The organism is Pantoea sp. Mb-10, from assembly GCF_021272205.1.
Lineage (GTDB): Bacteria > Pseudomonadota > Gammaproteobacteria > Enterobacterales > Enterobacteriaceae > Pantoea.
Genome location: NZ_JAJSDX010000007.1, coordinates 81,054 through 94,809 on the forward strand (window position 1 = coordinate 81,054; position 13,756 = coordinate 94,809).

Sequence of the window (13,756 nt, forward strand, 5' to 3'; positions counted from 1 at the left end):
ATTACTTCTGTTTGGGTTCATAGGGCAGACGAGAGAGGCTGAGCGACGCCTGGCGATAGGTCATCAGGCGTTGGCGGAACCAGTCGCGTAACGCTTCAGGCTGCTCGCGTTCGACCATCTCAGCCACCACGGGCATATTGTAGCGTTCTTTGAAAGCCACGCCGGCGGCCGCCAGATCAACGTTGATTTTATCTTTCTCTTCCTGCGGCAGCAGGGCAAGGTTATGAGACATATTTTTCTCCTGACAATCAGGCGCAAAAGTAATGGTTTCGTCGTTGCGGATCAAGGAGATTGGATCGCACCGCAAGGCTCGACAGGGCCTGACCAGCGGCGTATCCTGCTGCCACATTACGGCCCAGCGCCGATGAGATGAGGGAAAAGCGATGAATAAAAAGGCGTTATTCCGCGCAGGTGCGCTTCTGCTGACGGTGTTCTCTCTGCTTTTTAGTGGGCTTGCGTCGGCGCATGCCCATCTTAAAACGCAGCGCCCTGCGGACAATGCCCAGTTAACGTCGTCGCCGACGGCACTGACGCTGACCTTCAGCGAAGAGATCGAACCGGCGTTCAGCGGGGTCGAATTACTCAATGAACAGCATCAGCCGCTCGCGCTGAAAAAAGCGGCCGTTAACCCTCAGAAGCGTGCGCAGTTGATCGTGCCGCTAAGCCAGTCTCTGTCGGCGGGTGAATATCAAGTGAAGTGGCACGTACTTTCAGTTGATGGGCATAAAACGCAGGGCAGCTATCGCTTCCGCGTGAAGTGATGTTAGCGACGCTGTGGATTATTCTGCGGGCAGTGCATTTTTTTGCTGTGCTGCTGCTTGCCGGTAGCGCGTTTTATACCGCACTGCTTGCGCCGCGCGGCTACCGGTCGCGGTTGGCCCAACGTCTTAACGCCATGATGGCGGGCGCTGCGGTGCTCAGCGCGATCGGTGCGGTTCTGATGCTTAACGTGCAGAGCGGTTTGATGAGCGGTGACTGGCGCAATATCGTCGATGGCACCACGATTCAGATCGTGCTGTCGACGCACTGGGGCCATGTGTGGTGTGCCGTCATCATCGCCGCGTTGTTGAGTTTACTGACGTGGCAATGGCAGGGCGCACGGCGGCAAGCGCTTTTGCTCTTGACCAGCCTCCTTCAGCTGATCCTGCTGGCGGGCGTGGGACATGCGGCGATGCGCGAGGGGTGGCTGGGGTGGCTGCAACAAAGTAATCATGCGCTGCATTTGATCGGTGCTGCCTTTTGGAGCGGCGGTTTGCTCCCGGTACTCCTGCTGATGCGCGAAGCCCGACAGATTGCTTTTCGCGGCGATGCGATTCGCGCCATGATGCGCTTTTCTCGCTATGGGCATCTGGCCGTGGCGCTGGTTTTGCTGACCGGCATTGTCAATGGCGTGCTGATAGCGGGAAACCCCCTCCATTGGCAGCGCTCGCTGTGGAGCACGCTGCTGTGGATAAAGGTGCTGCTGGTGGGCTTCATGGTGACCATTGCGCTAGTTAACCGCTATCTGTTAGTGCCGCGCTTTAGCGTGGCCGGCAGTCAGTCGGCCCAGCTGTTTATTCGCCTCACGCAGTGTGAACTGCTCGTGGCCATGATTGTTGTCGGGCTGGTGAGCGTGCTTGCCACGTTGTCCCCAGCCTGAGGATTTACTGGAAAAGAGGGCAAGATTTTGCTGAAAAAAGTCATTCCCGCCTGCATCCTGCTGGCGCTCTGCGGCCAGGCGATGGCGGCACAAATTATTACCGTAAGCCGTTTCGAGATAGGTAAGGACAAGTGGCCTTTTACCCGTGAAGAGGTGATGCTGACGTGTGAGAAGGATGGCAGCCTGTTTGCGATCAATCCCAGTACTTTATTGCAATACCCGCTAAACGAGAAGGCCCGCGCGCGCGCCGATGCCGGTAAAGGCACGCTGCAATCCATCGACACCATTGTGGCCGACGACAAAGCGCATCCCGGCAAAAAAATGAGCCTGCAGCCGATTGTCGACCGTGCGCAACAGCTGTGTGACCGCGCGTCCTGAGCAAAATCTGCGCCAGCGCACGCTTTTTAAGCTGCGTGGATCGACAGGAGTGCCGTCAGGATCACAGAGTTGGCAGCCAAAAGGGTGTCGCGCCATCGCTGGCTGGAAATTAAGCGATGTTGGTCTACCTTTAAATGGCAAGGCGTACCTCGCCTGCAAAAATGCCAACTTTTAGCGCACGGCTCTTAACGAGCCATTTCCCTGGACCCGATACAGGAATCGTATTGGGTCTTTTTTTTATATCGTTGTTTTTAAATGAAAAATTGATGGTTATCCCGAAAATTACCGACATTTTCCCGAAATTTTCATACTCAGTCTAAACCATCACATATTCCTGACCGCGAGAATCCAGATACTTTTTGGTCATAGCAATGCTTTTATGACCGAGTAATCGTTGCGCGAGTTCTTCACCATTCTCCAGTTCATAAAGCCTACTGGCAAGGCTTCTTATCTCGTGAAAAGAAGGTGGGTTCGCGCCGAATGTTAACCCACACGACTCGCGCGCAGCTCCAAATGCTCCGGTGATGGCATCAGGAGCAACAGGCCCGGCTTTTCTCCCTCCACGTCTTACAGATGAATAAATGAGATGATCGGAGGGATTCCCTTTTCTACAGCTCTCGATTGCTTCCCTCAAACTTAAACCTACCTCTCTCAACTGCAGTGAAAGTGGCAATGCGAGCTTGTGACCAGTTTTTCCCTGCGTAATGAATAAGCGATCATCTTTAACATCGCTGAATTTCATCCTCGAAATATCTTCCCTGCGCTGGCCGGTCAGTAGCGCCAGGATTAAGGCATTTTCAATCCATCCGCCAATAGCTCGCGCAGATAATCGGATCGCATTAAATTGCTCTACAGATAGGCGTTCTCGCTTCACTTCTGGTGCGGGGGTTTTTGTAGGCTCTACGATATTCTTTTCAATTATTCCTTCAACTATCGCTTCGCGAAATACATCCAGCAGCAAAGAACGCAGCGCTACCGCCATGCTTCGCTTTCCATCCCCTATGTATGTATCAAGGAATACTGCAATATCGCGCGTTGTTAATGATACTAATGGCCGCTGGCCAAATTCGGCCCGCAGTGTTACCAGTTGATTGGATCTTATTTTCAGAGTGGAAGACCTTAGATCCCTGCGCGCGAGTATTACTGTGTATCGGTCTACCCACTTATCAAAAGTGAGTTCGGGAGCAGCTTTAAGACGCTCAAGAAGGGCGGATGGAATATAGTTTTGATCAAGGTAATTGTTAGCCTCAATTGCTTGGGCTACCGCTTCCCTGCGGGAAATGCGTCCGAGCGATAGCTCCTGCCCGGTTATAGGAATAGATTTGTTTCGACTTTCTGAATGTCAGATTCCTTGGCAGATTACCGTCGTATCGTTCCGGCCTTTTCGACATGCTTCAGCTTCTCCAGCAACGATCCCTTTTTGGGCGGTTTATTAATCGAGGTTTTACGTACCATTTTGCTTTTACGAGGATCGACATATATTGAACCCGGCTCAAGCATGTACTCCCGTCCGTGCAGCTCAGGACAAGGGTAAATACGCCCCTGGCGCACCCAGCGACGCAGAGTAGAGAGAGAGGGCGGTTTCGAGTATGTCTCGCTCGCCCACTCCAGCAGGTTAAGTAGTTTTGCCATTTTTCCTCCAATACGTTTTAGCGGGATTTGAGCGCAAACTAACGCAACATTTTCGTTTATTGATATATGAGAACAAATTGATGTGGTGGGACGGGATTTTGCTATTTGGCAACGGTTATCGGGCGGAACAGGTCCAGACCACCACGATGCAAATAAATGCGACGAGCCAGAGGGTTAGCTCGTCTGTTGTGATGCCACGGATGGCACTCATCAGAACTGCTTGCCTTGGGCTGGCTGCGGTTTTCTTTTTTATGATCGGTGCGCTGACGGTTGTAATCGAGCTTCTCCGCAATCGCCCCTTCAATGTCGTAACCAAAAGCATGCGCATAATCGAGAATACGAATAACAGCGTCAGCCAATTCAACCTCTGCCATCTTGCGGTGTGGCAAATGGTCATCCATGAGATTCTTGCGCTCTCCTTCCATAGCCTCGCTGATTTCCGAGTGGATCAGGCAAAGCAGCGTACCTTTCTCGTGTGGATTCTCCCACCAACCAGCATCAATGTTCTGTTGATGGATTCTTTGCTGAAGCTCTTTAATAGACATAACAACTCCTTACGCAGAGCGCGATAAAAGTTAATGGGATGGGTAGACCGGCTGGGGCTAACAGGCAGGGAAAATTAAAAAGGTATTTTTAATGCACTATATTTGCTTTTGGCTTTTTTAAGCCTAAAGTTGATGGGCTTTACTTCATCCTCCAAAGATATACGGCGGTCTTTCAACCTTTTTAGGAACAGAGTGGACATACACACAGCCGTATCAGCTCAATTGTCCGAGCTAATTCATCTTCTTACTACTAGCGAAAGAGAGACTCTTAGCCAAGAAAGCAACGAAGAGATGATGGAAATGTACCTCGTACTAGGTGCACTTCTACAATGGACATTTCAGGTGAAAATCAAAGCCTAGTTGTCGAACCACTCGACATATTGTAGAACGCAGCAGGCCCGATAGGAAAGGGTCTGCTGAATGCTCCTCATGCCGCCCTCCGGTTCTTCATTGCCCACATCACTCGTTCATGGTCCTGACGGCACTCAGGCGAGCAGTAATTGCAGCTTTCGCGCGATGGCTCACCACAATCACCGTTGCGACAAACCAGTGACCGCGGCTCCGGTAGTGGCCGATTAGCCAGCGCAATCTGCGTGTTGAGTAATTCAAGTGCTGATGCGCTATCAATAGGGTCTGCACACATAGAGATTCTCCAGATTTAGGCAATAAAAAACCCCGCCGGGGCGAGGTTTAGTCGAAATTATCGTATTTTTTCAGGTCTCAATGTTGCACCCCACATTCCTTGATGGGGGCCTGAGCAAGCGATTACTGAAAAATATCCGGTAAGGAAATAGGCCCCCCTAAACCAATAAAATCTTGCGTCATGGGAATCGCCTTTTTCTATATGAATCTCAAGGCCTGAACATTTCCTGGAAGAGGGTTTCTCTCCAAGATTTAGTGTCTCAAAGCAGTTAGTCCAAACTACAAAGTAACCACCACCATCCTCATTAACCTCAGCGTTGAATGAATCTTCATCAATGATAACGTTAATAAAAACAGTTTTTTGCACGTTCTCTGTTATAAATTTTTCAAAAGCGTCAGATGTTCCATGAAAATTTTCGAGGAGTATTGGTTTTTTCCTTGCGTGATTCTTTGGAAAAGATACTTCTCTTGAATTTATGTATGCCTTGTACGCATAGTAGGCACCACATAATCCAGCAAGGAGGGATAGAGTGCTGGTGATATCCATAATTTTTCCAGCGATCAAGTCATAATTCTAAATATTACCTCCTTACTAATAGACACTCAAGGTATGTCATTGGAGTGTGCTATTGCTGTGCATCCTTATGATTTTGAGGATTTTTTATGGAGTAGTGCGTTAAGTCACAGCTTTTAATTAGACAGGCCTTAGGAAGAAATAATTAACATTTTCACGCTCAGCACTCATCAATTTCTGCTTTACGAATAAGAAACACATCGGTCGCTTTATCAAGCAGTGCTGGACTGCCAGCCAGTACTTTCGCAGCGTATTTGTAGCACTTATCTAAGCTTGCGACGTTGACTGAGTTACTCGCTGCCTCGGTGAAATCTGCCAGCAGCTGATCCGGAGTGCGCGGGGCGTCGCTGGGAGGGGTTGGATTGATTTCTCTTTCTGCCATTTGCTGCTGATCAGCTGGCCTGTTGTTAATCAAAGTGTTGAGGTCAGCACGGCTGCGCGCCGGCGTTACATCTCGTTCCGCGCGCTGTGTCTGCTCAAACTCATCAGGCGTATAAACGCCGAGAATAACGTCCGGGCAGTAAAGGCGCGCCCAGTACTTAACGGCCAGATACGCCAGCTGCTGTTTTGGTGCCGTCTTCCAGAGAGGGGAATTGCGCGTGGTGACGTATTCCATGTAGAGAGGCTCACCCCAGGTAATTTCCGTTTCACCACGCAGCACGGCGCCGACCCGCACACAAAGCCCTCGCTCATTAGATGCATTGGCCGCGCCCGGTTTGAACTTGTCCCAGTCACCGCCATATTCGTATTTGAAGCGCCCCTGTACGGCTGTTGAGCTGGTAATCACCGCATTGACCAGTTGCGCCTCATAGCCCAGCGTGCCGTTTACGAGATGCGTTTTCTGCGCCACTGCATACGGGTTCATTCCCCACTGTGCCGCCTGCAGCGCAATCGCCAGACAGTCAGCGGGCTTGCCTGCCAGATGCTGCGGAACGGTGGCTTTGCCCTGTGCCATGACCTCGGCAAATGCCTGCAGTTTTTGCAGACCGGTCGGGCTGAAAATTGCTGCTTTGGTGTCGGCCTCGTTGACCGGCGACTGCATCATTTCTTTGCTCATGCGTAATCCTTTCTCTTGGCCCAGTCAGGGCGCGTGATTTCTTCAATGCCGCCCCAGTTACCGGATTGCATGCATTTGTGATAGGCGTTGAGGTCGCGGCGAAACAGGTCATAGCCCACGGCGACGTCATCCTCACCGAGCTGGAAGACGCGTACCGGATAACTGACACATTCAACGCGTGGCAATGTGCGCTCAACAAAAGTTTTTGTTAAGTACGCATTGGCACGGGCAATGCCTAGGGTCTTTTCGAGCTCGCTTGCACGGCGCTTTACATCGTATTGAATCAGCTTTGGCTGCTTTTCCAGCAGCTCATATGCACGCGCTAAAGCCGCAATCATTTGATCGCGGCTCCGCTGCTCCTGATAGGTGGGATAGGGGCTAGCAATGGCTTCCCGTGGAGCATTCCACGGGTAAGCATATGTTTTGAACATCAGAGTCTTGCCTGCTGATGTTTCACGCGTTGTTCCGCTATTTCCTGACAAGAGACACAGCGAGTCACGCCAACGTATGCGCGACGACGCAATTCAGGGATGGGGGCGTCACAGTCTTCACAAAAAGAGGCGCTGACCGCGGGGGTACGGTTAACGATAAGAGCGATATTACGTTCAAGCAGGGCTACAACATAAAGAAAAAAATCAACTGAGTATTGGAACTTCTATTCCACGTAAAAACTTGGCCGCTGGAATCTTGCAGGATTTTGAATGCTGGGAAATTAATTTGGCTTTCATCCCTCATGCTGTTTGTGAACCTGTTTTCATTACAAGTAATACTGGAGCATGGATTGTTGATATTAGTTTGGACGAAATTAGTAACGGTAGATGGCTTTTAGGTGTAAATGATAAATACGATATATACGACGTTGCACTTTTACCAGGGAAAAAGGTTGATGTGACAAGTAAGGGTACAAGTTTTATTTGTAATTCTGAAGATGTCAATGTTGCTGGTAAAGTCATTTTAACAATGGGTTTCGATTTTTAACTGTATTTATATATTCATCTTGGATGAATGGAGTAATTGCTATGTTTCAAAGTGAAATTAGACAAGGCACGATAAATGAATTGCTGGAAAAAGTGAAGGCAAAAAGATACGGTAAATATCTCCTCAAAATTAACATCGATAAAGCTAGATTAATTAACAATAAAACAATTACTTTAGATTTCCCTGTAACTGCTATTGTCGGTCCAAACGGAGGTGGGAAATCAACAATAGCCGGTGCGGCGGCTATCTTATATAAAGAAGTAGCACCTGCTCTATTTTTTGCTAAAAGCGGAGCTTATGATGCCAGTATGCAAAATTGGAAGATTGAGTACGAAGCAATTGATAGGGGAGTGCAGAAAAGTAATGATACAGTTAAGCGTACTGCAAAATACCACAATCTTAAATGGGCAAGGGGTACTCTTGATAGAAATGTACTAGTTTTCGGTGTGATTCGTACCGTGCCAGCCTCAGAGCGAAAAGAATTAAAACGTTGTGTATCGAATAATTTTGTTGTTCAACCTGATAGAATCGAAGGGTTATCTGAGATTGTTGCAATTTCTGTATCATCTATACTTGATAAGGATGTTTCAGAATTCAAGCACATGAAAGTCGATGAGAACGGTAATGTGACTTTATTATCAGGGGTTAATAAAACTGGAGACTCATTCTCTGAATTTCATTTTGGTGCTGGTGAGTCTAGTATCATTAGGATGGTCTTGCAACTTGAAGCCGCTGAAGACCATTCTTTAGTTATTATTGAAGAAATAGAAAATGGTTTACACCCAATCGCTACCATAAGAATGGTAGAATACCTAATCGAACTTGCAGAAAGAAAAAAATACAAGCTATTTTCACAACCCATTCCAATGATGCTTTAATTCCACTTCCCAGTGAAGCTATATGGGCCTCAGTCAATGGGCAGCTATATCAAGGTAAACTCGACGTTAAATCATTACGTGCGATTGGTGGACAGATAAATTCAAAATTGGTCATATTTGTTGAAGATGAGTTTGCTGCTCTTTGGGTCAAATCGATATTGAACTTTATGCCAAATGTTGCTATTGATGCGATTTCCATCCACGCAATGAAAGGTGATGGAACTTCAGTTAAAGTTCATGAAAACCATAATTTAGATCCTAGCGCGCAACAAAAGTCCTTGTGCATTATTGATGGAGACTCGTTACAACGTGAGTCAGATGGAAAATTAATTTTCCGTCTTCCGGGTGCAGGTCCAGAATCAACTGTTTATAATTCAATATTAGATAGCATTGAAGATCTAGCTGGTGAGTTGTCAGTTCAGTTACTGAAACCGTTTGAATTCTAAGAACAATTAAAAGAAAAAATGCGCAGCGTTAGAAACACTAACCGTGACTATCATCTATTATTTAGTCAATTGGGGCGGGTGATTGGGTTGGTTTCAGAGTCCCGAGTAAAAGAAGCATTCCTAACTCAATGGTGTGTTAAGCATAAAGATTATATTAACAGTTTATACGAGAAAATATCAGAGTATTTACCTCTCGAAAGTGATGAAGTTGAAATAAAGCAATAATCATATTTCCAAGCCGAAGCGTATTGCTTTGGCTTGTTTTATTTCTGAGTAAGGTTTTATTGCGCGATCTATTTTTCTTTCAATTTTTATCGAGATCTTTAATTCATTACAATCTAAAGTTTCTTGATGCTGCTTTTATAAAAAACTTGATTTTTTATTTGTGGTGAGAAAGTTAAGTCCCCGATTATGGGGCTAGATAGCCTGATTTCTATATAATTTATCATTCTTAAGGTGCATTTTTTGTGAAAAAATCCATAGCTTTATGGGGGGTAGTGGTTGTTGGTTAAAGGAGAGTATTACAAAAAAAATTAATAATTAGCGTTGTAAGGATTTTGGGGAATACATTATCTTGGTAATTGCTATTGCTGAGGCTTTTAGAGGTGCGGTCGTAGGTCTCATTTTAGGGTTCATAAAGATTGAGGAATAAGTGAGGATTGTTTTTTATGGAGTAAAACCTGAGGATATGAGCACGTCAAATGACTCACCTGATGAGATTTTTACATCAATCAAAAAATCATAGCGATTAAATATTATCCTAAAGAGAAGTTTGAAAAGGAGAAGCCATCTTGTCGCCACGTATATTCATAACTATATGAATTATAGATGACAAAAAAGTATTGGGTCTTTTTTTGTCAGTTCAGCTGTACCCTCAACAGGATCTGCACACCGAGTGCTCCTCTGCTATATAGGCGTTAAAAACCGCCACGTTGGGCGGTTGGGTAAATCTCAATGGGCACTACGCTGATCTTACGGTGGCCTTTGTTGGATGCCCATCCGGCCCGTCATCATGCGTATGGTCAGGGTTAGGCTCGATGATGACGAGATAATCTTCACCTTTTCCATCACGCGTTAATGTCACCAAATCCCCGGCGCGAGGTTTGGCGTCGAAATCATGCTCCTCTTCAACACCGGTATCTTCGAAAATCACAGTAATTTTCATCATTCAGTCTCCTCCTGATAAACCGCCTCAGCGAGCGGCTTCTGCGGCTTTCTTGGCTTCATAATGTCGTCGTTTCTCAATCATCCTGATGTAAAAGTCATACAACTCTTTACGCATACGCTGCTTCATTTCATCAGGTAATGGCTCTTGCAGGTTCATCCATTCATTGAGTTCAGGCTTGCATTGTGCATAAGCGTCATCAACGACACTCTTTGCCGGGGTACTGGTCTCTATAAAGGGAATCGTGTGGTCATTCAAGCATCGAACCTCTGGAGTGTAAAAGCGTTGACCGTCCGCGATCGCTGAACTCGAAACCAACATGCCTGAAAGGAAAATCCATTTCACAATTTATTACTCCTACTTCTGATAAACGGCTCCAACGCCATGGCGAAATTTTCACCGCTTCAGAATGAAATTTTAGCGCTTTATTTGGAAGGCTAACCATTCTGACCAGCAATTATTTCCATTAATATCACGATAGCCCCGACTCTCGGCCATCGACTGGGCAATAATGCTATCTACATTGATAGCGATGGCATTGTCTCTGATACGTGAATCACGAAGGAATTTCTCGTCGGAAAAAAATGATTTACCAGCGTGTCCTACAAAACGTGGCTGGCGTGTGAGCGGTTTGATGACCCTATGGACGACGAGAGTGTGAAAGGCTATGCATAGACCTGTCGCGAATGCGATTGCTCTTGTGAAATGACTTCACACCGCGATTTTCCATGCTTTTTATATCTGGAGAAAACATGGCTAAACATATCAAAGCTGATGAGGATAGGGGAAACGTTTAGCCAAAGGGCGCAGGCTTATTGGAAAAGACAAGAGCCAACCCCCTGATTCTATAGATTGAAGAGGTTGGGGCTGATTCATGACGCAAGAAACTGAATGACGCAGTCTAATAACCCGCACATGGCGGGTTAGCGTAGAGAATCAGGAATTCACTTTGATTTCCGCGCGTCCAGCGTCGGCACGGCGGCGCCATATGTTCTGCCCGATAGGCTCGATGTAGCGAAAACTTAGCCAGCCAACAACGAGCGTGGCGGCGAGAGACGCAACAAAAAGTGATGTCCCACCCGCCGGGAAAAGTTTGTACATTTGGCGCATGATAACAATATGGATGAGGTAAACAGAGAAAGAAATATCACCCAAAAAGACCAGCCAACGCGGTGTGATGTGACGCAACCAACTGTCATTAAAAGCGACTGCGGCAAGCAGCAATGCCAGCACGGTTCCAGAAGCCATTAAACCATGGCCTACATTCTGATCGCTGCTCAAGTGCTTAACGACAAGAACCGCTGCCGCCAAAAGGAAAGGAACGCGAGCCGCTACGGGCAGACGGATGATATAGGGATAAACCAGCCCAATCACCACGCCTACCGCGAACTGCCAAATAATCGGGTTAGTCATAAGATTGAGATAGCTGAATCCCATATCGTGCCCGCTGACGCCCAATGTTAATTCTGAATCCGCAGCCAGCGGCACACCGATTAATAGTGCACTTAGCGCAACCGCCAAAGCGACCCACCGCTGCTTCACGACCAGGCACGCCGCCATGATCAGATAAAATAAAAACTCATAATTTAATGTCCAACGAACGTTCAGGAACCCCTCATCATCCATATAAAACGGGGCGTGTTGAGGCATGTAAACGGACAGCGTCAGCGCAGCAATGAGTGCCTTTACCTTATCCGGATAATGGAACGTTGCCATGGCGCCACCCAGCAAAAAATTAACCAGCAGGAGGATGTAATAGGCGGGCAGCAGCCTTAACGCACGACGCCTCAGGAAATCTGCGGCGGCGGCAAAACCGCTTCCCATACGGGATACTGACAGGGTAATAACAAATCCACTCAGAATGAAAAATAGGTCAACGCCCACCACGCCTTTGACCAGCCACTGGGCGAGCGAAGGGAATTGCTCTGCTAACGCGCTACGGTTATGAAAAGCGACAACGGCTAAACACGCAATCCCGCGCAGCGCCTGCATTGATTTAATTTTATGTGTCATTATTCCGTATGAGAATTGTCTGATTAGTGTAAGTAGGCTGGCATTCTATGGAGGGGAATCGTTAAGTGCAACTAATACTAAGAAAAGGAGAGCCTACAAGGTGATTTTGCTGCAGGGCAGTCTATATGCGCCGTTCTGATGTTTGTTGATCCGCCTTCTTTGCAAGAAATATTATTTTTGATGATGGTTAGTCGAAACATGCCTTTTCAAATAGAATGCCCTTTATGCTGTACTCAACTTATCCATTGCGATGCGCAGGACGAGACAATACAGCCTTAAACTCTCTTTTATGGCTAAACGGTAGCAATGACGTTAAGGCTGACTGATAAATATTTATAGCAAAGCCGTGGGGGCTATCTTTTGCTTCAGAATGAATACGGATTTCGCACTGCTTATTTTGTTGATAGCGACCTTTGATCATAAATAGATAGGCATATATTTAGATGAGTGTTTTATACCTCTTTTACATTCAGCCTACATACTAAATGGCCCGCCCGTGTTTACGAATTGAGCGCCTTATCGCCAGTGCGGTTTTATCTCTTGTTGACTCGTTTCGCAATATTCACCAACGCATTGTGGACTTCTATCGAAAATACATTGGGACCAATATCAAAGAAGCTAATCGCTGGGGGACAATGGTAATATGCGTAATTTTTGCGCGTTTATTCATCGATTGATGCCCGAGTCGCCAAGCTAGTATCAGGCTTCTTTGGGAGAAAGAGGTCATGTCGATGAAAGTTGATAAACGTCTGATGATGCCATTTTTTATTCTTCTCATCTTCATCTCAGATAATGCCAGCGCAAGGAGTATCAAGCTCTCAGACGAGCAGGTGAAACAACAGATTATTGATGAGTCTATTGCGTCGTATCCAGGAAACTGCGCCTGTCCATTTAACTCAGCGCGCAACGGCAGCAGTTGCGGCCGAAGAAGTGCCTGGAGCAAGCCGGGGGGCTATGCGCCTATTTGCTATAAAAAAGAAGTGACGAAAGCGATGATCGCGCAGTGGCGACAAAGCAACACAACGCAGTAACCTGGCCGGCAGAGTGAGGGTAAAACATAAACACTCTTATCCCGCGCAGCGGTGGGTGAAAGCAATCACATCGCCTGGTGCTCTACCTGAAGCATGCGGAGGCTGGCGGACACCCTCGTCCGGTATGAACAGGCGATTACCACCCGTTATGCGCCATATGGCTAGGTCGCTAAATCTGCTCCCCTCGGCCCCTAATTTCTGGCATGCTAGCCGTTCACGCGCGGTATTGATGGGAGAGTCAGGATGCAAGTCAGGAAAAGTATGAAGGGCGTAGGGCTCACCATCATGATGCTGTGCTTAGCGGCATGTTCCAGTGCAACCGGGCAGAATTTTGATACAGCGCGTATTCAAAAGATTCAAAACGGCAAAACCACACGTGAGCAATTGATCGCGATGTTTGGTCCACCCGACTCTGATTCGTCGTATCCTGATGGACAGCGGGTCATGATGTGGAAATACAGCAAAGCCAGGACGCTGGACACCACAGAAGGCAAAACGCTGACGGTGCAAACCCGCAATGGCACGGTCTTTAACTACACATTAAGTAAAAGCTAACGTTTCTCGCGCGACTTTATGGCATCACAACAAGCGGCTCATCACGCAAAAACGCCTGTTTGATAATGGTTAAACGTCGATTGAACCTCCTGTATACCGCTATTACAAAGTACCTGCCTGTATGAGCGGTAAATAGCCAGGCGCGGCGTTTCGGTGACATAACGGCGTGTCCAGCCGTGTAGAGAGAAGGGTAAATCTCGCTTCCACGGTGCCGCTGCCCGAC

The 13,756-nt window shown here is 47.3% G+C and carries 18 protein-coding genes and 1 pseudogene; 8 read left to right on the plus strand and 11 right to left on the minus strand.

Annotation, left to right across the window (positions count from 1 at the left end):
- Position 1: 1 nt before the first annotated feature.
- A complete protein-coding gene (locus LU196_RS15265; protein ID WP_232759834.1) occupies positions 2-232 on the minus strand; it encodes a DNA polymerase III subunit theta in 231 nt (76 codons plus the stop codon).
- Between the two features lie 151 nt (positions 233-383).
- Between LU196_RS15265 and copC the strand changes: the two genes are divergently transcribed.
- From copC to LU196_RS15280, 3 genes are read left to right on the plus strand one after another with little or no spacing between them, the layout of a single operon-like run.
- On the plus strand, positions 384-761 hold the full coding sequence (gene copC, locus LU196_RS15270) for a copper homeostasis periplasmic binding protein CopC (protein ID WP_232759835.1): 378 nt from the start codon (positions 384-386) through the stop codon (positions 759-761).
- Entirely contained in the window at positions 761-1,639 is an 879-nt protein-coding gene (gene copD / locus LU196_RS15275; RefSeq protein ID WP_232759836.1) for a copper homeostasis membrane protein CopD, read from the plus strand. The genes copC and copD overlap by 1 nt, the downstream gene beginning before the upstream one ends.
- Positions 1,640-1,663: 24 nt before the next feature.
- Positions 1,664-2,017 (plus strand): YebY family protein, encoded by a 354-nt coding sequence (locus tag LU196_RS15280; protein ID WP_232760087.1) that lies wholly within the window; start codon positions 1,664-1,666, stop codon positions 2,015-2,017.
- 316 nt (positions 2,018-2,333) lie between these two features.
- On the opposite strand, the pseudogene LU196_RS15285 reads toward LU196_RS15280, so the two are convergent.
- The 7 genes and pseudogenes from LU196_RS15285 to LU196_RS15315 all read right to left on the minus strand — a co-directional run bounded on the left by LU196_RS15285 (position 2,334) and on the right by LU196_RS15315 (position 7,080).
- Positions 2,334-3,408, minus strand: a pseudogene (locus LU196_RS15285) (tyrosine-type recombinase/integrase).
- The gene (locus tag LU196_RS15290; protein ID WP_232759837.1) at positions 3,377-3,649 is read right to left on the minus strand and encodes an excisionase; all 273 of its coding nucleotides are present in this window, start codon (positions 3,647-3,649) and stop codon (positions 3,377-3,379) included. The pseudogene LU196_RS15285 and the gene LU196_RS15290 overlap by 32 nt, the downstream one beginning before the upstream one ends.
- A 101-nt stretch (positions 3,650-3,750) precedes the next feature.
- On the minus strand, positions 3,751-4,194 hold the full coding sequence (locus tag LU196_RS15295) for a hypothetical protein (protein ID WP_232759838.1): 444 nt from the start codon (positions 4,192-4,194) through the stop codon (positions 3,751-3,753).
- A gap of 700 nt (positions 4,195-4,894) precedes the next feature.
- Positions 4,895-5,383: a hypothetical protein gene (locus LU196_RS15300; RefSeq protein ID WP_232759839.1), complete on the minus strand. Its 489-nt coding sequence runs from the start codon at positions 5,381-5,383 to the stop codon at positions 4,895-4,897.
- Positions 5,384-5,570: 187 nt separating this feature from the next.
- Complete coding sequence (locus LU196_RS15305; RefSeq protein WP_232759840.1) at positions 5,571-6,467, minus strand: RecT family recombinase; 897 nt, start codon at positions 6,465-6,467, stop codon at positions 5,571-5,573.
- Positions 6,464-6,898: a hypothetical protein gene (locus LU196_RS15310; RefSeq protein WP_370641010.1), complete on the minus strand. Its 435-nt coding sequence runs from the start codon at positions 6,896-6,898 to the stop codon at positions 6,464-6,466. Before LU196_RS15310 ends, LU196_RS15305 begins: the two co-directional genes overlap by 4 nt.
- On the minus strand, positions 6,898-7,080 hold the full coding sequence (locus tag LU196_RS15315) for a TraR/DksA C4-type zinc finger protein (RefSeq protein WP_232760088.1): 183 nt from the start codon (positions 7,078-7,080) through the stop codon (positions 6,898-6,900). Before LU196_RS15315 ends, LU196_RS15310 begins: the two co-directional genes overlap by 1 nt.
- A gap of 44 nt (positions 7,081-7,124) precedes the next feature.
- Between LU196_RS15315 and LU196_RS15320 the strand changes: the two genes are divergently transcribed.
- The 3 genes from LU196_RS15320 to LU196_RS15330 all read left to right on the plus strand — a co-directional run bounded on the left by LU196_RS15320 (position 7,125) and on the right by LU196_RS15330 (position 8,769).
- Positions 7,125-7,445, plus strand: a complete 321-nt coding sequence (locus LU196_RS15320; protein WP_370641013.1) for a hypothetical protein — start codon at positions 7,125-7,127, stop codon at positions 7,443-7,445.
- Between the two features lie 41 nt (positions 7,446-7,486).
- Positions 7,487-8,323, plus strand: coding sequence for an AAA family ATPase (locus LU196_RS15325; protein ID WP_232759842.1), 837 nt, complete (start codon positions 7,487-7,489; stop codon positions 8,321-8,323).
- Positions 8,324-8,490: 167 nt separating this feature from the next.
- Positions 8,491-8,769 (plus strand): hypothetical protein, encoded by a 279-nt coding sequence (locus LU196_RS15330; RefSeq protein ID WP_232759843.1) that lies wholly within the window; start codon positions 8,491-8,493, stop codon positions 8,767-8,769.
- A gap of 961 nt (positions 8,770-9,730) precedes the next feature.
- Here LU196_RS15330 and LU196_RS15335 read toward each other — a convergent pair.
- From LU196_RS15335 to LU196_RS15345, 3 genes are all read right to left on the minus strand, one after another.
- Entirely contained in the window at positions 9,731-9,937 is a 207-nt protein-coding gene (locus tag LU196_RS15335; RefSeq protein ID WP_232759844.1) for a hypothetical protein, read from the minus strand.
- 24 nt (positions 9,938-9,961) lie between these two features.
- The gene (locus LU196_RS15340) at positions 9,962-10,279 is read right to left on the minus strand and encodes a hypothetical protein (RefSeq protein WP_232759845.1); all 318 of its coding nucleotides are present in this window, start codon (positions 10,277-10,279) and stop codon (positions 9,962-9,964) included.
- A gap of 591 nt (positions 10,280-10,870) precedes the next feature.
- Positions 10,871-11,947, minus strand: coding sequence for an acyltransferase (locus LU196_RS15345; protein WP_232759846.1), 1,077 nt, complete (start codon positions 11,945-11,947; stop codon positions 10,871-10,873).
- A 731-nt stretch (positions 11,948-12,678) separates the two neighbouring features.
- On the opposite strand from LU196_RS15345, the gene LU196_RS15350 reads away from it, so the two are divergent.
- Together LU196_RS15350 and LU196_RS15355 are read left to right on the plus strand one after the other, a co-directional pair.
- On the plus strand, positions 12,679-12,978 hold the full coding sequence (locus LU196_RS15350) for a hypothetical protein (RefSeq protein ID WP_232759847.1): 300 nt from the start codon (positions 12,679-12,681) through the stop codon (positions 12,976-12,978).
- Between the two features lie 261 nt (positions 12,979-13,239).
- A complete protein-coding gene (locus tag LU196_RS15355) occupies positions 13,240-13,533 on the plus strand; it encodes a hypothetical protein (protein ID WP_232759848.1) in 294 nt (97 codons plus the stop codon).
- The last annotated feature ends 223 nt before the right edge of the window (positions 13,534-13,756 follow it).

What these genes read in the sequence shown, in the direction of transcription:
- LU196_RS15350 (WP_232759847.1), top strand. Translation starts at nt 12,679, where the DNA reads ATGAAAGTTGATAAACGTCTGATGATGCCATTTTTTATTCTTCTCATC.
- LU196_RS15290 (WP_232759837.1), bottom strand. Translation starts at nt 3,649, where the DNA reads ATGGCAAAACTACTTAACCTGCTGGAGTGGGCGAGCGAGACATACTCG.
- LU196_RS15335 (WP_232759844.1), bottom strand. Translation starts at nt 9,937, where the DNA reads ATGATGAAAATTACTGTGATTTTCGAAGATACCGGTGTTGAAGAGGAG.
- LU196_RS15330 (WP_232759843.1), top strand. Translation starts at nt 8,491, where the DNA reads ATGCCAAATGTTGCTATTGATGCGATTTCCATCCACGCAATGAAAGGT.
- LU196_RS15305 (WP_232759840.1), bottom strand. Translation starts at nt 6,467, where the DNA reads ATGAGCAAAGAAATGATGCAGTCGCCGGTCAACGAGGCCGACACCAAA.
- LU196_RS15265 (WP_232759834.1), bottom strand. Translation starts at nt 232, where the DNA reads ATGTCTCATAACCTTGCCCTGCTGCCGCAGGAAGAGAAAGATAAAATC.
- LU196_RS15325 (WP_232759842.1), top strand. Translation starts at nt 7,487, where the DNA reads ATGTTTCAAAGTGAAATTAGACAAGGCACGATAAATGAATTGCTGGAA.
- LU196_RS15345 (WP_232759846.1), bottom strand. Translation starts at nt 11,947, where the DNA reads ATGACACATAAAATTAAATCAATGCAGGCGCTGCGCGGGATTGCGTGT.
- LU196_RS15355 (WP_232759848.1), top strand. Translation starts at nt 13,240, where the DNA reads ATGAAGGGCGTAGGGCTCACCATCATGATGCTGTGCTTAGCGGCATGT.
- LU196_RS15310 (WP_370641010.1), bottom strand. Translation starts at nt 6,898, where the DNA reads ATGTTCAAAACATATGCTTACCCGTGGAATGCTCCACGGGAAGCCATT.
- LU196_RS15300 (WP_232759839.1), bottom strand. Translation starts at nt 5,383, where the DNA reads ATGGATATCACCAGCACTCTATCCCTCCTTGCTGGATTATGTGGTGCC.
- LU196_RS15295 (WP_232759838.1), bottom strand. Translation starts at nt 4,194, where the DNA reads ATGTCTATTAAAGAGCTTCAGCAAAGAATCCATCAACAGAACATTGAT.
- copD (WP_232759836.1), top strand. Translation starts at nt 761, where the DNA reads ATGTTAGCGACGCTGTGGATTATTCTGCGGGCAGTGCATTTTTTTGCT.
- copC (WP_232759835.1), top strand. Translation starts at nt 384, where the DNA reads ATGAATAAAAAGGCGTTATTCCGCGCAGGTGCGCTTCTGCTGACGGTG.